Here is a 19,200-nt window from a genome sequence, read left to right on the forward strand (position 1 = left end):
TATGTTGCTGTTCCTGAAAAGCAATTTTAGAAGTTGCTCAAGTTATTTCGTGCACGTTCCTAAGTACCCGCGTAAACACATTTAACAATCCTGTAGGATGGGTAGAACGTAGCATCGGTTTTTTAGGTGTGCAGAGAAACCATCAATCCCACGTAAAATGATGGGTTTCGCAAAAAGACGCTCTACCCATCCTACGCAAAACCTTAAAAAAAAATGTTAAAATAATTATGCCTCCATACTTATAAGCCTAGCGGGTTATCAGGGTTGATTCCCTGCATAAAAGGCAGACGCCTGTCCTGATTGGTAATCTGATAGACTTTGCCCAGCCAGTTATTAAATACAGCTCTTGCGGTATCGCGCCAGGTATTATCCAATAGAGCTTCAATATCTTGCTCCGGGAAAAGAGGCGCGGGTTGATTGTTTTTCTGTGTATTTTTTACCTGCTCAGCAAAGGTATTGAACACTGCCTGTATTTCAGCATTAAAATAATGCTCTGGAAAAGGTGGATAGTGTTCTGTTTGCTGATTGATAAATCGCATGACTTCACGCTTGTACTCTTTCATCAAGCTAATCGCATCGTATTCAGGATGCCCTTGAAAATACACGATACGAAAGCCATCAGGGCTCACAGCGAGATGAACACCCGCCTCTGAACTGCTAACCAGAGTTTTGACTCCGTGTTGCTGTAAATCTTGTTGAAACACTTCATTAAAGCGAGAATGTGGCACGTCAAACCGGGTATTGATTTCAGCGATTAAAGGGTGCTTACGATCGATTACTTTATGCGCATAAACACCCCAGCGCTTGGCTGGCAAGCGAGTTCGTTCTATGCCATAGCAATATTGAATTAGGGCGTGTGTTGCAAGGCAGGAACAGAGTGTGGAAGTTACATTTTGTTTAGCCCACTCAAATACTTCTGTTAGCGGTTGCCAGAAATCCTCATCCTGCAGATGTTCATGCGTAACATTTGCGCCGCTGATGATCAGCGCATCCAGGCCATCTTGTTTTAGTTGTTCAAAGGTTTCATAGTATTGATCTATGTGTGTCTGTGCTTCTGCGCCTCTAGGCAAACCCTTGATGGTAAAAGGGTGCACATGAAATTGGGCGATTTGATTGCAGGCACCAATGAGGCGAAAGAATTGCCTTTCCGTAGCTTCCAGTGCGGCATCCGGCATAATATTCAGAAAGCCTATATGCAGTTCGCGGATATGCTGATGAGTAGCGCGATCAGGGTTAAGAATATCCTCACCCTCTTCTTGCAGACGCTGGAATGTGGGTAATTGAGTGTGTGCGACTAATGGCATAGCTATTTAAGGTGTTTGCCGTTCTATAGCAGCGGCAATAAGTTGAATAAAATCATCGTCATTATTTACTTTAGCGACATCGCAGGCATCTAGCGTGTAACCATATTGATCGGCAATTGCCTGATAGCGTGGCAGACGAGACTTAAATAGCTTAGGAAAAATCCAGCAGACAAAGTCGTCAGGGGGAATGTTATCAGCATCGCTAAAATTATTTTCGAGCATATATTCTGCCAGGTTTTTATCTAAAAAAGCTTCCCTATAATATAGCGGCTTGGGCGATGATTTTGCACGCTCGATAATGGTTTCGTTCAGTTCTGGTGACGTTTTGATATAAATTATCAGGGTATGTTTTGCAAGGTGTTCTAATACCGCTGCATCGTCTAATTCGCAAACACTGCCTCCAGCATCATTAATAAAGTGTTTATAGTCATAAATGCTTTCGGCCTTATGAATAAATTCACTGACATCGTACATTGCTGCTATTTCGGCTTTATGGTGCAGCGCCTGTCTGCGTTTAAATTCACCGAGTGTCAGGCCGCCTAAGTTGCTGTCGCCGATTTTGCCTAAAAAACTGGAAACCGGCGCAAGATTATCTACGGAAACGTTATTACAAATATAAATAGAATCAGAAAGTAGTAGATCTTTTAAAAAAGGCACTTCCATGGCTTGCTGTTTGATATTATCCAGTATCGGTTCGCCTAAGTATTTTGTACCTATGCGATAATCACCTGAGTAATGAAACCATTTTTCTTTAGGTAATTTGTTTGCCAATGTGGTTTTTCCTGCACCCGACATAGCTAATAGCGTGATGCTTTTGGAGCCCCACTGCAGGAACTCCTGAGAACTCATTTTCATGTAGATCTTTTTCCTGGTTCAGTCCTTGTTTTCCTTTGCTGGATAGAGGTGTTTTTAAGTTTCTGGTTTAACATTTAGCTTGCAAAATTTTTCCTTCTTTCCAGTACTAGTCCAGAAATTCTTGCAGCGGGGCATCATCCATATCACTGCGGCGAGTGTCCGAGTTAGAATAGCCTAAATCATCAGGTTCTAAGTCGTCGAAAGGTGCATTCCAGTCTTCAGGGGCCTCGATAAAGTCAAAAGTCGAGTTATACCAGCTGTCATTATCAAATTCGCCAATATCACCATTATGATATTGCACGTCAATGCTATCGTCTCCTTCGTCATAGGCAACAACTTTGAAAGTCAGATCATTTTCTACATCTTTATACCATTGGTCGATTACAGGGTCAGTTACGGTAGCCATAATTAATTCCTTGTTTTAAATGTTCTAGTTTGTGTGTAGAACTGGTAAAAAACTAAAACTGGGTGTTTCGCTTATCGTGTGTAGAGTATCCTTTGTGTACGCTGATAGTATGATGTTATGCCTAAGCAGTGCAGAATGCAAGGCCAGAATCAGAGTTTTGTTGGGTTCTAGTAGGCAAGTAATTTAACCCTCTGAATTATCACTCTCAATCCTACAACTGGCATAGAATATGCCTGAATTTTTATATTGAGTATGCTGTAAGCGTTACGACTATTTTCGCTCCAGCTCCATAAAACCATGTAAGCCGCGCTTGGACTTCACAGCTAGCCACTGCTTCAGATATTTTATCTCTGCGGTATTTTCAAGGTGCTCGATACTGGCATTTTGCCTTAGCAACCTAAACGCGGTAGAAATAACTTTATAACGCTCTCCGGCAATACCGGCACGTTTTAAACCTATGGTGTTTAAGCGGTAATGTTTTGCTGGATAGCCTGCAATTAAACAAAAGGGAAGCACATCTTTATTCAGCGCGGTCGTACCCTGAACGATAGCGTAAGAACCAATACGGCAAAACTGATGCGCAACCACGGCACCGCCCATAAATACCCGGTCATCAATTTGTACAAAGCCACCAATGGCGACATTATTAGCAAAGATCGTGTGATTACCGATTTGGCAATCATGTGCTACATGGCTGTTATTCATAAAAAAACAGTTTGAGCCGATGCGCGTCATGCCACTTTCTTCTGAGGCTCTATGTGCGGTAAATCCTTCTCTAAAGGTATTATTATCACCGATTTCCAACCAGGAAACCGTGCTTTCTTTAAAGCTGATATCCTGAGGTAAATCTCCCAGAACTACATGCGCATGCACGGCATTACCTGCGCCCATTTTTGTATAAGATCGGATAACCGCATGCGCGCCTATTTTACAATGATCGCCAATTTGAACATGCTCCTCGATAACAGCAAAAGGGCCAATGCTGACATTTTCGCCTATGCTGGCTTGCTCTGCTATGTAGGCGCTAGGGTGGATATTTTGTGTCATGTAAATCAGCCTCGTGGATGAAATTGTGAATGCAAGTCTTTTAATCGCTCATTGGCGATATGAGTATAAATCTGAGTGGTTGATAAATCACTATGGCCTAGCAATAGCTGCACAACGCGCAAGTCAGCGCCGTGATTTAATAAATGTGTAGCAAAGGCATGGCGCAGTGTGTGGGGCGATAACTCTTTACTAATGCCAGCTTTTTTCGCATAGCGTTTAATAATATACCAGAATGCCTGGCGAGTCATGCCTGCGGCTCTATTGGTGACAAATACAGTATCGCAGGGTCTGGCAGATAATAACGCTATCCGGCTATGTTGCATATAATTTTCCAGGCTATCCATGGCTTGCTCGCCAATTGGAGTCAGGCGCTCTTTATTACCTTTTCCTGTCACGCGTAACACACCTAGGCGTAGGTTCACTTGACGGGTGCTTAAGGTGACTAACTCTGAGACACGCAAACCTGTCGCATACAGCATTTCCAGCATGGCCTTATCGCGCGCGCCCAATACGGAGGTGATTTCAGGTGCGTTCAGCAAGAGCTCCACATCGTGTTCGGATAAGGAAATAGGTAAGGAGCGACCTATGCGCGGCGCTTCTATTAATGCAGTCGGATCAGTATGGATATGACTTTCGCGCAGTAAATAGGCATAGAAACGCCGCAGGCTGGATAAAACACGGGCGGATGAGCGAGAACTAATACCTGCTTCATAACGCTGACTTAAAAATAAAGCGACATCACTATGACTGACCCGCTCGATGGGTTTATTGCTCAGGCTTTTGTTGAAGATGCGCAGGTCACTAGCATAGGCACTGAGCGTATTCTTGCTTAGGCCATTTTCTACCCACAAGGCATCAATAAAGGCTTCGATAAGTTGCTTAGAGCTCATTAAGCATCATTTCTTCATGTTTTAATAACGCTAATTTAATATTGATCAACTTTCCTGACGTGGCTCCGGCATAGCCGCCGATACCTGTTTTAGCGAGTACTCTATGACAGGGAATAATAACCGGGAAAGGATTTTTACGGCAGGCATTAGCTAAAGCTCTGGGAGCTGTACCTAATTCATTGGCCAGTTCGCCATAAGTTCTAGTCTGACCCAATGGAATTCGGCTGAGAGCATTCCAGGCTTTCTGCTGAAACTCAGTGCCTTGCTTGAGCAGACTTGAGTTATGGATCATTTTACCGCTTAACCAATACTCATTTAATTGTTGTTCCAGAGCGCCAGACAGATGAGTAAGCTGGGGTTCTGCTTGTGGAGCTAGGGCCCAATATAGCTTACTTAATAGCGTACCTTGCATTTGTATTGCCAGTACTCCGATGGGCGTGGTGTAGTAATAGCTTTGCACCGCTTGCGGAGTTTCAGGAGACTGCCAATTGAGGGAGGAGTTGTACATTATCCTAATGCTTTTTCCAGTGCTGCGCAGTAAGTTTTTAGCACTTTTATACGCGCATAGCGTTTATTATTCGCCTCAACTAAAACCCAGGGCGTGGTTTGGGAGCTGGTGTGCGCAACCATATCATTCACAGCAAGCGAATACTCGGCCCATTTATCACGATTGCGATAATCTTCTTCCGTGATTTTATGCTGCTTGTAACTGATCTGTTCACGCTCTTTAAAGCGGCTTAATTGCTCATCTGGATCGATATGCAGCCAGAACTTTAATAAAACTATGCCGGAATTGGTTAATGCCTCTTCAAAGTTACTGATTTCCGAATAGGCACGCGTCCACTCTTGCTCAGTAGCAAAGCCCTCAACGCGCTCGACTAGCACCCTCCCATACCAGCTGCGATCATATATAGTGATACGGCCTGCACGCGGCATATGTCGCCAAAAACGCCATAAATAATGTTGCTCTCGCTCTTCATCGGTAGGCGAAGCAATGGGAATAACCTGATAGTTTCTGGCATCAAGAGCACGCGTCAAGCGTCTGATTGCGCCTCCTTTGCCACCCGCATCCCAGCCTTCAAAAACCAGAACGCTAGAGACCTTTTTTTGGTGTGCCTGTCTTGCTAGTTTATTGAGTTTGCCTTGATAGAAGTTTAACTGTTCGGTGTATTCTTTTTTATCCAGTTCCAGGCTTAGATCCAGTGAATCTAAAATCCGCAGTTGATTGCCATGAATAATCTCTGGCGACTGAGATGGCGCAGGTATGCTCTGCTGTAATTCATGCATTTGCATATGTGCTTTAATTTTATCCAGTACATGCTGGCCGACAGTCAGACTACTATATCGAATATTGCTGCCATCGATAATGCGCCAGGGATTTTGCGCACTGCTGGTTTCTTTTAATACCGTTTCAGCGACTTTAGCGAAATCATCGTACATTTTCAGGTGTTTTTTGTCGCGTTCGGTAACCTGCCAGGATGTTTCGGGATTTTTTTCCAGTTGTTTCAGACGTTTTTTTTGCTGATCTTTTTTTAAGTGCAACCAACACTTTATGATTAATGTACCGTCATCCGCAAGCTCTTGCTCTAATTGCTTGATTTGCGTAAGTTGTCGCTGTAAGTCCGTATCTTCAGTATCGTTATGTACGCGCTGGGCAATAGGCTCGCTGTACCAGGAACCGACATAAATACCAATCGTTCCCTTGGCTGGCATGGTACGCCAGAAACGCCAGAATTTAGGCCGCTCCAGCTCTTCATCACTGGGTGAATCATAGGCATTTGTACGCATAATTCGCGGGTCTAGCCATTCATTCAATAGATTAATTACCTCGCCTTTGCCCCCCCCATCAACCCCTGAAATTAAAATAATAACCGAGAAGTTAAAACGATTAAGCTGCTGCTGTATGGTTAATAATTGGGTTCGTAAGTCGGGTACTTTTTCCAGGTAGTCAGCTTTGCTGACGGAGTAACCTAATTCGGCGATTTCAAACATATCAGTTTATAGGGGGAGTTAAGTTTCATAAAAAGAACGAGCACAGTTGTTTGCTAGCTAGCCATTGGAACCCTTATAATGACGCAATTTTAAATTAATCTCAATGGGTAAGTCTTTGGAAAATTTTACACCTATCTCTGCTTTGGCAGGTGGTGCATTAATTGGTTTAAGTGTCAGTTTACTGCTCTTATTCAACGGACGTATAGCAGGAATCAGTGGCATTATGAATGGTTTGTTTATCGCGCCGAAAAAGGAAGAGATCTGGCGCGGTTTATTTTTAGTCGGTCTGATTCTCGGAGCCTTTATTTTCCAGTTTTTTACCGACGGTAGCGTGCAATTACGTCAGGGCTATCCGCTGGTACTACTTATTATAGGTGGCTTCCTGGTTGGTTTTGGTACGCGTATGGGTAGTGGCTGCACCAGTGGTCACGGTATTTGCGGAATTGCTAATTTTTCTATTAGATCAATTATGGCAACAGTGACATTTATGCTTAGTGGCATGCTTACGGTCTTTATAATTAAGCACTTGTTGGGAGCTGCTTAATGAAAATTAATTTCGTAGCATTACTGGCAGGAATAATTTTTGGCCTAGGTTTAGCTTTGTCGCAAATGATTGATCCCAATAAAGTGCTCAACTTTCTCGATGTGACCGGAAACTGGGATCCTAGTCTTGCCTTTGTCATGATGGGCGCACTAGCGGTGACTATGCTGAGCTTTCGTTTTATTTTAAAGCGCTCAGCGCCGCTATTAGACTCTAGCTTTCATGTGTCTAGGCAAACCATAATCGATAGGCCGCTATTATTAGGTGCCACACTCTTTGGCATAGGCTGGGGGATGAGCGGGTATTGCCCAGGGCCTGCAGTAGCAAGCCTAGGCCTGTTTTCAGTTGAAGCTATCGTTATGGTAATTGCTATCTATGCGGGTTTTTTTAGCCAACGCTGGATCGCTAACAAATAACTATAAAATGGAACTTTTAGAGCACGTCGTATCCTATATACTCTCTTTTGAATTAATCCATATTGCAGCTGGTAGCCTGGTTGGCTTTGTCATTGGCTTAACAGGTGTTGGCGGCGGTTCATTAATGACCCCAATACTGGTGCTGGGTTTTGGCATTGCTCCTGCCATTGCGGTGGGTACCGACTTATTATATGCAGCGCTGACTAAATGCAGCGGGGTTTTTTTTCATCATAGAAATAAAACAGTTGATTGGCGGATAGTCGGTTTATTAGCGGCGGGCAGTGTCCCTAGCTCAATTATCACTGTTGCTTTGCTGGAACAGATTAAAACAGCTGGATTTAACTCTGACCGACTGATGATGCTTACTCTAAGCGTCATGTTGATACTAACGTCGTTTATCATCTTGATTAAAGGCCGCCTTGTTTCATATGTTAGTCATCACCACAGTGAATCAAAAGCTGTGCTGCTGATTAAAAAATATCGACCACATATTACGGTACTTTCGGGTGTTGCGTTGGGTATACTAGTGACTATTTCTTCAGTAGGCGCAGGAGCGATCGGTTCGGCTATACTATTTTTACTCTACCCACGTAAGAAACCTATCTCCATAGTCGGCACTGATATTGCCCATGCAGTTCCTTTAACGGCGATTGCCGGCATGGGGCATATGCATTTTGGCTCGGTGGACTATAATTTGTTATTTGGCTTGCTGGCAGGTGGAATTCCTGCAATTTACCTGGGTAGCCTGATTGGCCAACATATTCCTGACCATTGGCTAAGAATAGCAATTGCTATATTATTATTTGCCATGGGGATCAAGCTCGCTGTTTAGCCTCAAAAAAATCAATTGCTCACGTTTTCTAGCACAAGCTCTTGATTCCACTGCACTTGCAAAAATGTCCGCTTAACCTATGGGTGAAGCTAAAATTTTTTGAAAGTATTACCTAAATCCTGCAAGCCCATATTTTGACTCTCATTAACCTGTCTAGCTAAGTGGTTATTAGGTTTTTACTGCCGCTTTGCCAGCCCTCTTTGTCCAACCGATCAAAATATCCAGATTTAAATCATAAATAGAGGAAATTTTTTGTATCGTATGGATATCCCCCGAGCCCAAGGCAATAAACACCCTGCCAACGTGCCATGACCTTTTAATCAAAGTGACTTAACTTCGGTTAATGTTAAGCGAGTAACCCCACCTTAACCCAATCATCCCATTCCTGTGGATAGAGCGGATCTGCAGGTGTTCTGACTCTCAGCTGATTATTGCCTGTGAGTAATTTTCCAGCCACCCGAATCAGATAAGTACGAAGTGTATCCGGCTCCCATTGGCACAACGTTTTGTTGCCACTCAATTGAGCCATCCAGCGCACGGTATTGTAGGCAAGAACGGCGCAATGAAATAATGCGGCATTAGCCAGAAATTGATTCGTTCTGATTTTACCTAAACCCATTTGTGATTTTGCTTCTTCAATCCATGTTTCGCACGTCGCTCGTTCACCATACTTCTTATGTGTTTGCCAAGGCGATAGAGGTTCAGTTGTTACATAACAAAAATAGTCATATTCTGCCGTATCCCAAAGCTCGGACTGAGGTCCTGTCACTTGTTTAGGTTGCTTTATCCTGACCGCGACAAACTGACGAGAGCGAGACCAGCCACCACAACGATATTGAAACTCGCTCTGCTCCCAACCGGGTCGGCCTTGTATGGCTGTCCAGGCCTGTTTGGCCAGCAATGCGTTCAAATTCTTAAGTTTAACCTTTATTAGATACCCATGCCCTCTGGTATCGAGAAATTCAAGCAAATCACCGACAAAATAACCACTGTCACCGCGAAAAATAATGCGCATCCGATTGGGCAAGTGTGCAAGTAACTGTTTGGTAAATTCTACAACACCATTGCTTGTAAAGGCATTGCCTGTCCGGAACCAGGCTTGTAAAATTTCTTTTGTTTCCGCTAGAAAAGCGAGTTGTGGATGGTATGAACGGGCACCTTTCTTTTTGGGGTTGAAGCCTTTGGCACTTCCTTCTTGTCGACCACAAACGGTGTCCACAGTTGAATCGACATCGACCCACTGGACGGATTGTATGCCAGTTTTCGATTTTCCGGAACGAAGCAATCGCCGCCAGTGTTGACCACGCAAAGTATGCGTGAGCGTTTCAAACTGGCTTATCTGCCTATCACTTACTTCTTTAAAGATCCGTAAAATTGTGGTTTCAACAGGAATCTTTATCCAGCCAGCTACTTTGCGCAGTACGCTATCTGCCCATACGGTCGTCACCTTTGCCATTGATGTTGCTCCCCCCATCATGCCAACCAACGTCAATAGAACCACATCAGATAAGTGATGGTCTGCATTTTCACCCCGCCGATGTGGAACGCTTTGTTTTACGGTTTTTTCAAAACCTATCCTGTCTAAATATTTCACGACGGGAATCAGTCCCGCCTGGCTTGTCAATCCATGTGCTGTAGATGTCATTTTTACCGTTCGGGTACGGTTTCTTACGTGAGATGAGGATTTTGATACTTTAGAGGGCTTCATTAAAACAATGAGATAGTGAAATCAGGAAAATGATATTATATCATTGTTTAATAAGGAGTTTTGTGGATTATTATGTATAATGCTTGCAGGATTTAGGTATTATATTAATTCAATATCTTGCACTATAAATTCGCGCTCAACTGATTTTTCTAGGTTTAAGCGAGCGGATTCATTGTTAAAAAGTAGGGGGTTAATAATGTGCATTTTCTTAGCTCTTTCTGATAAAATGTTCCGTTAATCCAATTCTTGGATGATATATTTGGATCGTTTATAGTGTTGCACTGGCACACTTTAAACACATAATTTTTAATGAATTTTATAAAAGGTATTTTAGTATGACTTTTGTCGTTACCGAGAACTGCATCAAATGTAAATTTACTGATTGCGTTGATGTATGTCCTGTTGATTGCTTCCATGAAGGCCCCAACTTTCTGGTTATTGATCCAGATGAATGTATTGATTGCACGCTATGTGAGCCTGAGTGCCCTGCAGAAGCAATTTTTTCAGATGATGAATTGCCGGAAGGTCAAGAACAGTTTATTGAGCTTAATGCAGAATTATCACTGACCTGGCCTGTTATTACTGATATCAAAGAACCTGATGCGGATGCTGAAGAGTGGAATGGTAAGCCAGATAAAATGGCTTTGCTGGAAAGATAACTTAATTGCGAAAAAAATTAGGTACCTGGAAATAAATAAGCATCCAATATTTGGGCAGGATTTTTGTTTGTCATTAGTGCTGCAGAAATAGGCGTATAGCAGGCTACGTAACTATTGCTACAGAGCTAATGACGGACAAAAAGACCCGCAAAGTTGGGTGATGTGTGTTTCCAGGTGCCTTAGGCAAGTAATCTAGTTTACTTGCCTAAATATTCATCTTTCAGTTGCACATAATGCGCGGCTGAATATTCTAAAAATTGCTTTTCGCTGGCACTTAAAGCACGTGCCCTTTTAGCGGGTGAACCTAGGTATAGGAATCCACTTTCCAGTACCTTGCCTGGCGTTACCAATGCACCAGCGCCCAGCATGACATAATCTTCTAAAATCGCATTATCCAGAATAATTGCTCCAATACCGATTAAGCAATAATCGTGTACCGTACATGCGTGTACGACGGCTCGGTGCCCTACCGTTACCCCTTTGCCTATTTTTAAAGGTGCTTCTTCAGGAGCATAACTACCGGCATGTGAGACATGTAAAACAGAGCCATCTTGAATATTCGTCCCAGCACCTATACTCACACTGCTGACATCCCCACGTATCACAACTGCAGGCCATACTGAAACATGTTCTGCTATGGTCACATCACCAATAATCACAGCACTTTCGTCAATATAAGTAGCCTTACCTATCTTCGGATGTATGTTTTTGAAAGAGCGAACGGACATGTAAACACCTTTGGATTTTGACAAAGCATTAATGATACTGTTTTTTTTAGAATTATTCAGCTATTCAATTCGGAAATACTCTGCGGCATTTAAACTTAGAAAAATCAGTTGAAAATAATCGTTACTCCCTTGTCGAAAGCGATTCTGCAAGATTTCGCACCCAGATTTCTTCACAAAACCGTGAAGCTGTATTGACTCACTCAACAACGGGTGGACCACCACTAGACTAAAAACATTATCTTTTCATCAAGTTATTTGAGAATATAACGTTCAACTGATGTTTTTAGATTATATATTGTTATGGCTACCTGCAAGTCCTGTTCGGCTCCCTTATTAGCAAATACCAATCGCTGTCAATATTGCGGCGTACGTAATGATGTCGACCTACACGCAAAACAAAATTACACCGTTTTTCAACAAGTCTCGGATAAAACTTGTCCGCATTGTGATAAGTCTTTGCAAAGCATACAAATTCAATTGCCCCAGCCAGTGATTATTGAACGTTGTGATAGCTGTTTTGGTTTGTTTTTTGATTTAGGGGAATTGGACATATTACTCGATTATTCGGTATCTCATGTAAAGACAATTAATAGAAAGCATATCGATAATATCAATACCGACCGATACCCTCAGACATCTTGATTCGCTATCCTGAAAGAAATCCATTAAAACTTAAACTAGGCAATATAATTAAAGGGTTAGGGAATTATTGTCAAATGATTGATATTTTCAGCTAAAGAAATGAAAATGGTACTCATTTAGGTTAAACTAAGCCCTCATATCATACGAGGTATTCAATTAATGCAGCAACTCATGCTCCCAATAATTCCTCAGGGTACGACTATTATAAATGGTCAGGTCAGTGTTGATAACCGAAATGATGAGTGGTTTTATTTCCTCGGCGGTATCCCGATCTATTCTCACCAGGCTGACAATAAGAGATTATTTAGACTTCACACCTCTCAACTCATCAATACCGGTTCCTGTCGTTCAATCGATATTATTACAACCTTTGGTGTCTCTAAAAGTAGTGTTATGCGCTCATTAAGGCAACTACGAGAAAAAGGGGCTGATTCGTTTTTTGAACCTCGCCCGACTCGCAAGGGAGGACCACTCTTTACGCTTGAGGTTTTGCAGCAAGCTCAGGAATATCTGGATCAAGGTATGACGCCTAACGAAGCCGCTAAAGAATTAGGCATCCGGGCAGATACCTTTCGCAAGGCGATCAGTGATGGACGTTTAAAAAAAAGTCTGCCGCATCAATAGACCCCAATGATGGCAGTACCAAATCAGCCCGTGATATTATAGATGCCAATGCAGCCGATGTGCTTGGTACGGCCTGCACTCGAGTAGAAGAGCGAATCCAGGCTGCTTTGGGTGAGCAGGAAAAGGGAGCCTCAATCGAATTCGAATCCTGTTTAGATGTTCCTAAAGGCGGTGTGTTATGTGCATTGCCCGCGTTACTTGGCAATGGCTTATTAAATGACATTGAGCGCCACCTGGGCAAACTGACAGGTTACTATCAAACCTTTCATATTCTATTGCTACTCGCCTTTATGGGGCTATGTCGCATCAAAAATGCCGAACAACTTCGCGAGCATGCACCGGGTGAATTCGGAAAACTACTTGGCCTGGATCGGGCTCCCGAAGTGCGTTGTTTAAGATCCAAAGTAAAAGGACTGGCTGAACCAAAATCAGTCGAAAGCTGGGCGGCCGACCTCAGTCGACAATGGATGGAAAATGAACCAGAGGCAGCAGGAACACTCTACATAGATGGTCATGTCCGTGTCTATCATGGACACTTGACTAAACTTCCCAAACGGCATGTTTCACGCGAAAAACTCTGCTTACGGGGTATCACCGACTACTGGGTTAATGATGGTACGGGGCGTCCCTTCTTTGTCGTTGAAAAAACGGTGGATCCGGGCTTACTAAAAACGCTGGAAGAAGATATCGTCCCCCGATTACTCAAAGACATTCCGAATCAACCGAGTGCACAAGCATTACAGCAAAACAAACAAGCCTGTCGTTTTATCCTGGTGTTTGATAGAGAAGGCTATAGCCCCGCATTCTTTAGAAAGATGTGGGACAAGCATCGTGTCGCTTGCATGACCTATCATAAATTTCCCACCGAAAATTGGCCACTGGACAATTTTTCCAGTCAGGAGATCACCCTACCGAGTGGTGAAAAAGTCATCATGAAACTCGCCGAACGAGGCAGTCTGGTTGGAACTGGAAAACAGGCGATGTGGATGAGAGAAGTGCGCAAGTTGACTGATTCTGGTCACCAAACCAGTATTATTACCACAGCCTATGAACTAGAATTGACGGCTGTTTCTGGGCGAATGTTTAGCCGGTGGTGCCAAGAGAACTTTTTTAGATATATGAAGCACCACATGGGCTAGATATGCTACAGGAGTATGGAATAGAGCCACTATCCGATACCCAAAAGGTGGTCAACCCTGATAGGCGCCAACAGGAAGGACAGCGTAATTCGATACAATCCAAACTCAATTACCGTCTATCTCGATTTGCAGCGATGGAACTTCATCCGGTGATTAAAAAAGATGAAACGGAAGATGTGAAATACAAGAAATGGGAAAGAAAACGAGCAGAATTACTCGAAGAAATAGAGCATTATGAAAATGAACTAAAAACCATCAAGGAACAACTAAGCCAAACGCCCAAACACATTACCTGGCAAGAGTTGAGAGACGAAGATAAGTTCGAACAGCTTCTGCCAGGGAAAAAGCGGCTGATAGATACTGTCAACATGATCGCTTATCGGGCAGAAACAGCAATGGCCGCTCTGCTAACCTCACCGACAATCGACTTTCCGATGGCAAGGCAACTATTACAAACGCTGTTTGTGACAGAAGCAGATATATTACCCGATGAAGTAAAAAAACAACTTCGGATACGTGTGCATAGTACTTCCCGACCTGCAAGTAATAAAGCAATAGAAAAGTTATTTGAACAACTCAATCAAACGGAACTCAATTATCCAGGAACCGATCTGCGCTTAATTTATGAGCTGACTTCATCCGCAAAAAATTAGGAAATGGTCTCAAATTAGTTTCGTCTGAATCAAGATGTCTGACCCTAAGAATCGCGCAGTGAAATACATTAAATGTCCTGTATGCAGGGAGTTTATGAGGCGCAACAATTTTGCGCAAAAAAGCGGAGTGATTGTCGATAGGTGCTCAGCGCATGGCTTATGGCTGGACAGTGGCGAAGTAACGCATTTACTGGAATGGAAGAAGGCCGGCGGGCAATTATTACATGCGCAAGTGCAGATGAAACAAACGCCACGTGCTAAAAAAATGCAAAACGACTTTTCAAGTAGCTTAGGACGGATGTCCAAATACAAGCAAGAGAGTACGTTGGAAGCTGATTTACTGGAACTATTAGCGTCTATTGCTCGAAAAATAGTGTAATCAGTGATTAGGAACGTGCACGGAATAACTTAAGCAACTGGCTTGTCTTTTTATCCGTCTTCTGCGTTGTAGAAACTGTTTCGTAGCTGGCTATGCGCCTGTTTCTACGTCTTGAATACGAATAAAAATCCTGCGCCAGATGCTCAACTTATTCCGCGCGCGTTCCTTAGCGGTCATTGCATAACCGTGGAATCAAAAAGTTCAATATGCATTGCGGCCGAACTCAAGTGTAACAGTTTATTTAAACGACAGGATTGCGTACCTGCGTTAGCTCGGTGCAGATTTATAAATTCGCCACAATGAAATTTACTGTCATTAATAATAATGCTGTCAGCTGTATTCAGTGCTTTTATGCCAGGCAGGAAAATAGCCCAGGCGTAGGTGGAATCATGACCGGGGATGGAGATATAAGAAATTTCTGACTCCAGGGCTAAAAGTTTAATGCCCAGCTGGATTTTATTGTCTGTTAACTGCTTTATCCTCCAAACAATACCAATTTCCTGCGCACCTTTATTGTCAATACCAATAATATCGCCAATCTGCACTTTTGAATGCGTGTTGGCGGGATCAAAAATAATTTTATATCCTTTCAGACTGCTGTCTAAAATAATTAGTTTCTCGGGGTTGCTAGAAGAATCACTTTTGGGGCTGCTGTCAGATTCCCCCCATATGTTTTGGCTAAGCGAGTTTTGTATATCCTGCTTTATTTTGCTTTGCTCTTCTCTTAAAAGCCCACTTTGCTGGAAATTCATTTTTATGGCATCAATAGACTCATAACCTTCACTCACCAGGTCTATATCAGGTACAGACCAACCGCCTGCTAATCTGGAGTCTACCTGGTTTATGTTTTTTTTATTTTGCGTATCAGGAATCAGTGAGTTAACACTCTGTAACTGATCAATAATCTGCTTAAAGCCGATGACGCCATCTCGCTCAGCCTGTTCATCCACGCGTGTAAATTGCCGATTTTGAGACATACTGAGGTTTTTTGCCGTCTGTAAAATAATTTCACGGTTTATTGATTTAATAACCCCGGAACCAGAGGCTTCTTGTACCGCGTTTTTTGTTATTTCTATTGCAGCCGCGTAGGCTGAAAAGTAACATATAGAGCTGTTTTCAGACGGCCTAAGGCTGCTTAAATCAATAGGAGAATTATCTGTATTTAAATCCAGGCCAGAATAACGGCTAGCCTTTTCCAGCTGTATTTTTTTACCAATTTGCATCTTCGAGGTATGCTTTTCAATACAGCTGGAAATAGCTTGCATAGCACGCGGGCGCTGCTGATCTAAGCGACAATGGTGCAGTGCCAATAAGTGTTTAAATGCCATGCTTACAGTATTGCTGTGATACCCATGCTGTTGAATATTGGTATCCTGTATTTCTAATTTGGACGCTAAGGCATAGAAAAAATAACTTAGCTTCCAGAAGTTAGGATAGACTTGCTGGTATACTTCAGCGATGTGAATATAAGCGGAAATTAAGCTTTGCAAACCAAAAAATAGTGTTTGTACGGTAGACAGATTACTGGTTTCACTTAAACAGCTAGCAAAACCATTAGCCAGCTCGGCATAGATTGATACGCAATACTGTGCGTAAAGTTGCTTTTTTTTCGCGAGTGGAAACGGACTATTAATAGGGCTTAGGTTCAGCTCAGGTAAAAATGTAACCATGGCGTTATAAATGCTCGCTAACAACAATGATTTTTGTTGCTTAGAGAGTTTTTTTTCTTGATTGATAGCCTGGATTGCTAATAGAACCAGGTAGGCTTGCTCAGCAGCAGGACTACTTTGTAGCGAAGTTAACCAGCTATTAAAAGATTTAGGGGACAAAGCAAAAGGAATCTGGAAAAGCTTATCCGCAGATATGAGCTTAAATTTATAGTTGGACGAAGCCGCTATCGCGGAGAAAAACAGCGCATCCCTTAAATTTAAAGTGTAACCTCATTGCCTGTTATATGCATAACAGGTAACTTGTAAGCTCATCCAACTAACAATAATGAGGTTACACTGTTATGACACCATCGATAGAGCTTAAATTCAACCATTATTATATCCAGCACTGTAAGCATTTAAAGCTTAAGGGACTGCAACCCAAAACCATTGACGCTTATTCACGCGCTATTCGCCGTATCGGGGAACACTTTCAGGGGCATCTGGATAACTTAACGCAAGATCAACTGGTGGATTATTTTCATGCTCTTTTAAGCCGCCTTTCCTGGAGTGCCGTGAAACTAGATCTCTATGGTCTCAAGTTTTTCTATACACATGTGCTACAAAAGCCGTGGGTTGATGTGCTAATGATTAAACCACCACGATGTACGCGTATACCCGATATTGTCACTGTGGTTGAAGCACAACAACTGTTTATGTCGACCCGTAATCTAAGCTATCGAGTTTTTTATTTTACGATTTACAGTCTAGGTTTACGTTTGGGCGAGGGCTTAAGCCTGAAAGTAGGTGATATTGATGCGACACGCATGCGGGTACATATTCGCAATGCCAAAGGCAATAAGGATCGGCTTGTGCCTTTGCCTGTGAATACCTTGAAGGTGTTGCGTAAGTTTTGGGCTGTGCATAAAAATCCAGTGCTGGTATTTCCCAACCGTGCCCGGGGTCTAAAAGGTGCACATCTTGCTGAATCCCCCCTTGATCGCGGTGGCATCCAGAAGACAATCCGTCTTGTGACGCAAGAAATGGGACTAAAAAAAAGATTTCCTGCCACTCGCTGCGCCACAGTTACGCCACTCACCTGTTAGAAGCCGGGGTTGATTTAGTTGAGTTGCAGAAGATTCTGGGCCATACCAGTTTAGTAACCACGGCTCGCTATACGCATTTGACCGATATTACCGATGAGAATGCAGAGCTGCACATTAATCAGTTAGTCAATGACTTTTCTATTCACTGGGGGCAGATTTCATGATAACCCTAGCTGCAGTGATTGATCAATTTCAGTCTGACTTTTTAAGCGAGTATCAATCTCGTTTACGCTCCAATCAGATCAGTGCATTACATGCCATGAAGAGCTGTCGGACACAGCTGAGTCCTGTGATGCAGGTTAACTGTGCAGACTGTGACTATCAAACCTTTGTGCCTCATTCCTGTGGCCAGCGTAACTGCCCGCATTGTCAACATCATGAGAGTCAACAATGGATTGAACGACAGGTACAAAAACAAGTCCCTGCTGATTATTTTATGAATACCTTTACCTTACCTGCGCAGTTAAGGTCGTTAGCCAGGCAGCATCCGCGGTTACTTTACAGTATGATGTTTGACTGTGCCTGGGCGACTTTACAGAGTTTTAGTAAAAATGATAAGCAGTTGCAAGGCGATGCCGGGGCGATTGCTGTCTTACATACACACTCACGCGAATTAAATTATCATCCGCATATTCATGTCATTATGCCTGCGGCAATCGTGGATAAAATCAAGAAGCTCTGGCGCACTAAGGAAGGCAAATACCTGTTTCATCATAAAGCACTAGCAAAAGTATTTCGTGCAAAGATGCTAGCGCGTATGAACGAAGAAAAGTTGCCATTTCCCACAGCTATTCCGGAAAAATGGGTGGTCGATTGTAAGTTTGTCGGTGCAGGCGATAAAGCATTGATATATCTGGGTCGATACCTGTATCGTGGTGTGATTCGTGAACAGGATATCTTATCCTGCCAAAATGGCAAAGTAACCTACCGTTATCAAGACAGCAAAACCAAACGCTATCAAACCAAAACGGTATCGGGGGCTAAATTTCTGTGGCTGGTGCTGCAACATGTTTTGCCTAAAGGCTTTCGTCGTGCGCGCAATTATGGCTTTTTACATCCGAATAGCAAGGGTGTTATTAAGTTGATTCACTCCCTGCTAAAGTTTGACCCGACGAAGATATTGCGTGCACTCAAAGTACGGCCGGCATTCAGTTGCAAATGTTGTGGCGGGGCGATGGTTGTTGGGCGTCGGCAAATACCCAGGGTGGAAATAATGTTTCAGCCTTTGCCAACTTAACAATTGGAATCACTAGCGCTTATGTAAATTTAAACACTTCGACCCAGGCTATCAGCGGATTAAATGCTGAGGGAGTTGCTTGGGCTAAAATCGGAGATTAAGGCAGAATTTTGCTCCGATACTTGGACTTTGAGAGTTGACTGCAATGGACAACGCTCAAAGTTCAGTTAAACAGGTAAAAACAGAGGTTCGATTCATCAGTCGGGCTGATCAACAAAAAGCTATTTTCATAGAGCGCATTAAATGAATTCCTACTATCGTGCCGGGCTTGTCCAACAAACGGTTCAGATTGTGGCTCGCTTCGCGATCACAATCTAACCTTATTCGTTATCCATTGATTGCCTCCCTTGCAAATAATCTTTATTCTAAGTATGTTTAATAAAGTACCTAAAT

Annotated in this window: 18 protein-coding genes and 2 pseudogenes; 10 read left to right on the top strand and 10 right to left on the bottom strand. The window is 42.9% G+C overall.

What is annotated here, in order from left to right:
- Positions 1–239 precede the first annotated feature (239 nt).
- The 7 genes from metA to pap all read right to left on the bottom strand — a co-directional run bounded on the left by metA (position 240) and on the right by pap (position 6,494).
- A complete protein-coding gene (metA, locus tag ACQY3F_RS12630; RefSeq protein ID WP_428355216.1) occupies positions 240–1,304 on the bottom strand; it encodes a homoserine O-succinyltransferase MetA in 1,065 nt (354 codons plus the stop codon).
- A gap of 6 nt (positions 1,305–1,310) precedes the next feature.
- Complete coding sequence (locus tag ACQY3F_RS12635) at positions 1,311–2,159, bottom strand: ATPase (protein ID WP_428355218.1); 849 nt, start codon at positions 2,157–2,159, stop codon at positions 1,311–1,313.
- Positions 2,160–2,265: 106 nt separating this feature from the next.
- Positions 2,266–2,565 (bottom strand): DUF6763 family protein, encoded by a 300-nt coding sequence (locus ACQY3F_RS12640; RefSeq protein ID WP_428355219.1) that lies wholly within the window; start codon positions 2,563–2,565, stop codon positions 2,266–2,268.
- Positions 2,566–2,835: 270 nt separating this feature from the next.
- On the bottom strand, positions 2,836–3,612 hold the full coding sequence (lpxA, locus tag ACQY3F_RS12645) for an acyl-ACP--UDP-N-acetylglucosamine O-acyltransferase (protein ID WP_428355220.1): 777 nt from the start codon (positions 3,610–3,612) through the stop codon (positions 2,836–2,838).
- Positions 3,613–3,617: 5 nt separating this feature from the next.
- Entirely contained in the window at positions 3,618–4,502 is an 885-nt protein-coding gene (gene xerD, locus ACQY3F_RS12650) for a site-specific tyrosine recombinase XerD (protein WP_428355221.1), read from the bottom strand.
- Complete coding sequence (locus ACQY3F_RS12655; RefSeq protein WP_428355222.1) at positions 4,492–5,010, bottom strand: methylated-DNA--[protein]-cysteine S-methyltransferase; 519 nt, start codon at positions 5,008–5,010, stop codon at positions 4,492–4,494. The genes xerD and ACQY3F_RS12655 overlap by 11 nt, the downstream gene beginning before the upstream one ends.
- Positions 5,010–6,494, bottom strand: a complete 1,485-nt coding sequence (pap, locus tag ACQY3F_RS12660; protein WP_428355224.1) for a polyphosphate:AMP phosphotransferase — start codon at positions 6,492–6,494, stop codon at positions 5,010–5,012. Before pap ends, ACQY3F_RS12655 begins: the two co-directional genes overlap by 1 nt.
- 115 nt (positions 6,495–6,609) lie before the next feature.
- On the opposite strand from pap, the gene ACQY3F_RS12665 reads away from it, so the two are divergent.
- From ACQY3F_RS12665 to ACQY3F_RS12675, 3 genes are read left to right on the top strand one after another with little or no spacing between them, the layout of a single operon-like run.
- The gene (locus tag ACQY3F_RS12665; protein ID WP_428355225.1) at positions 6,610–7,038 is read left to right on the top strand and encodes a YeeE/YedE family protein; all 429 of its coding nucleotides are present in this window, start codon (positions 6,610–6,612) and stop codon (positions 7,036–7,038) included.
- Positions 7,038–7,451: a DUF6691 family protein gene (locus tag ACQY3F_RS12670; RefSeq protein WP_428355226.1), complete on the top strand. Its 414-nt coding sequence runs from the start codon at positions 7,038–7,040 to the stop codon at positions 7,449–7,451. The genes ACQY3F_RS12665 and ACQY3F_RS12670 overlap by 1 nt, the downstream gene beginning before the upstream one ends.
- A gap of 7 nt (positions 7,452–7,458) precedes the next feature.
- Positions 7,459–8,283: a sulfite exporter TauE/SafE family protein gene (locus ACQY3F_RS12675; protein ID WP_428355227.1), complete on the top strand. Its 825-nt coding sequence runs from the start codon at positions 7,459–7,461 to the stop codon at positions 8,281–8,283.
- Between the two features lie 346 nt (positions 8,284–8,629).
- On the opposite strand, the gene ACQY3F_RS12680 is transcribed toward ACQY3F_RS12675, so the two are convergent.
- Positions 8,630–9,991, bottom strand: coding sequence for an IS1380 family transposase (locus ACQY3F_RS12680; RefSeq protein WP_428352972.1), 1,362 nt, complete (start codon positions 9,989–9,991; stop codon positions 8,630–8,632).
- A gap of 335 nt (positions 9,992–10,326) precedes the next feature.
- Between ACQY3F_RS12680 and fdxA the strand changes: the two genes are divergently transcribed.
- Positions 10,327–10,650, top strand: coding sequence for a ferredoxin FdxA (fdxA, locus tag ACQY3F_RS12685; RefSeq protein WP_428355228.1), 324 nt, complete (start codon positions 10,327–10,329; stop codon positions 10,648–10,650).
- Positions 10,651–10,847: 197 nt separating this feature from the next.
- Here fdxA and ACQY3F_RS12690 read toward each other — a convergent pair whose 3' ends face one another.
- Complete coding sequence (locus tag ACQY3F_RS12690; RefSeq protein WP_428355229.1) at positions 10,848–11,378, bottom strand: gamma carbonic anhydrase family protein; 531 nt, start codon at positions 11,376–11,378, stop codon at positions 10,848–10,850.
- A gap of 300 nt (positions 11,379–11,678) precedes the next feature.
- Here ACQY3F_RS12690 and ACQY3F_RS12695 point away from each other — a divergent pair, with 300 nt between their 5' ends.
- The 4 genes and pseudogenes from ACQY3F_RS12695 to ACQY3F_RS12710 all read left to right on the top strand — a co-directional run bounded on the left by ACQY3F_RS12695 (position 11,679) and on the right by ACQY3F_RS12710 (position 14,815).
- Positions 11,679–12,020, top strand: a complete 342-nt coding sequence (locus tag ACQY3F_RS12695; RefSeq protein ID WP_428355231.1) for a zf-TFIIB domain-containing protein — start codon at positions 11,679–11,681, stop codon at positions 12,018–12,020.
- 159 nt (positions 12,021–12,179) lie between these two features.
- Positions 12,180–12,644, top strand: coding sequence for a hypothetical protein (locus ACQY3F_RS12700; RefSeq protein WP_428353027.1), 465 nt, complete (start codon positions 12,180–12,182; stop codon positions 12,642–12,644).
- A 59-nt stretch (positions 12,645–12,703) separates the two neighbouring features.
- A pseudogene (locus tag ACQY3F_RS12705) lies at positions 12,704–14,436 on the top strand (putative transposase).
- 34 nt (positions 14,437–14,470) lie between these two features.
- A complete protein-coding gene (locus ACQY3F_RS12710; RefSeq protein ID WP_428355232.1) occupies positions 14,471–14,815 on the top strand; it encodes a zf-TFIIB domain-containing protein in 345 nt (114 codons plus the stop codon).
- 173 nt (positions 14,816–14,988) lie between these two features.
- On the opposite strand, the gene ACQY3F_RS12715 is transcribed toward ACQY3F_RS12710, so the two are convergent.
- Positions 14,989–16,644: a hypothetical protein gene (locus tag ACQY3F_RS12715; protein WP_428355234.1), complete on the bottom strand. Its 1,656-nt coding sequence runs from the start codon at positions 16,642–16,644 to the stop codon at positions 14,989–14,991.
- 182 nt (positions 16,645–16,826) lie between these two features.
- Here ACQY3F_RS12715 and ACQY3F_RS12720 point away from each other — a divergent pair.
- Both ACQY3F_RS12720 and ACQY3F_RS12725 read left to right on the top strand, forming a co-directional pair.
- Positions 16,827–17,734: pseudogene (locus tag ACQY3F_RS12720) on the top strand (tyrosine-type recombinase/integrase).
- Positions 17,731–18,807 carry an IS91 family transposase gene (locus tag ACQY3F_RS12725; RefSeq protein ID WP_428352924.1) on the top strand — a complete coding sequence of 359 codons (1,077 nt, stop codon included), beginning with the start codon at positions 17,731–17,733 and terminating at the stop codon, positions 18,805–18,807. The pseudogene ACQY3F_RS12720 and the gene ACQY3F_RS12725 overlap by 4 nt, the downstream one beginning before the upstream one ends.
- Positions 18,808–19,200: the final 393 nt, after the last annotated feature.

This window comes from Methyloprofundus sp., assembly GCF_965251085.1.
Lineage (GTDB): Bacteria > Pseudomonadota > Gammaproteobacteria > Methylococcales > Methylomonadaceae > Methyloprofundus.

What these genes read in the sequence shown, in the direction of transcription:
- metA (WP_428355216.1), bottom strand. Translation starts at nt 1,304, where the DNA reads ATGCCATTAGTCGCACACACTCAATTACCCACATTCCAGCGTCTGCAA.
- ACQY3F_RS12725 (WP_428352924.1), top strand. Translation starts at nt 17,731, where the DNA reads ATGATAACCCTAGCTGCAGTGATTGATCAATTTCAGTCTGACTTTTTA.
- ACQY3F_RS12680 (WP_428352972.1), bottom strand. Translation starts at nt 9,991, where the DNA reads ATGAAGCCCTCTAAAGTATCAAAATCCTCATCTCACGTAAGAAACCGT.
- ACQY3F_RS12675 (WP_428355227.1), top strand. Translation starts at nt 7,459, where the DNA reads ATGGAACTTTTAGAGCACGTCGTATCCTATATACTCTCTTTTGAATTA.
- ACQY3F_RS12690 (WP_428355229.1), bottom strand. Translation starts at nt 11,378, where the DNA reads ATGTCCGTTCGCTCTTTCAAAAACATACATCCGAAGATAGGTAAGGCT.
- ACQY3F_RS12710 (WP_428355232.1), top strand. Translation starts at nt 14,471, where the DNA reads ATGTCTGACCCTAAGAATCGCGCAGTGAAATACATTAAATGTCCTGTA.
- ACQY3F_RS12700 (WP_428353027.1), top strand. Translation starts at nt 12,180, where the DNA reads ATGCAGCAACTCATGCTCCCAATAATTCCTCAGGGTACGACTATTATA.
- ACQY3F_RS12640 (WP_428355219.1), bottom strand. Translation starts at nt 2,565, where the DNA reads ATGGCTACCGTAACTGACCCTGTAATCGACCAATGGTATAAAGATGTA.
- ACQY3F_RS12670 (WP_428355226.1), top strand. Translation starts at nt 7,038, where the DNA reads ATGAAAATTAATTTCGTAGCATTACTGGCAGGAATAATTTTTGGCCTA.
- ACQY3F_RS12695 (WP_428355231.1), top strand. Translation starts at nt 11,679, where the DNA reads ATGGCTACCTGCAAGTCCTGTTCGGCTCCCTTATTAGCAAATACCAAT.
- ACQY3F_RS12635 (WP_428355218.1), bottom strand. Translation starts at nt 2,159, where the DNA reads ATGAAAATGAGTTCTCAGGAGTTCCTGCAGTGGGGCTCCAAAAGCATC.
- fdxA (WP_428355228.1), top strand. Translation starts at nt 10,327, where the DNA reads ATGACTTTTGTCGTTACCGAGAACTGCATCAAATGTAAATTTACTGAT.
- pap (WP_428355224.1), bottom strand. Translation starts at nt 6,494, where the DNA reads ATGTTTGAAATCGCCGAATTAGGTTACTCCGTCAGCAAAGCTGACTAC.
- ACQY3F_RS12655 (WP_428355222.1), bottom strand. Translation starts at nt 5,010, where the DNA reads ATGTACAACTCCTCCCTCAATTGGCAGTCTCCTGAAACTCCGCAAGCG.
- xerD (WP_428355221.1), bottom strand. Translation starts at nt 4,502, where the DNA reads ATGAGCTCTAAGCAACTTATCGAAGCCTTTATTGATGCCTTGTGGGTA.
- lpxA (WP_428355220.1), bottom strand. Translation starts at nt 3,612, where the DNA reads ATGACACAAAATATCCACCCTAGCGCCTACATAGCAGAGCAAGCCAGC.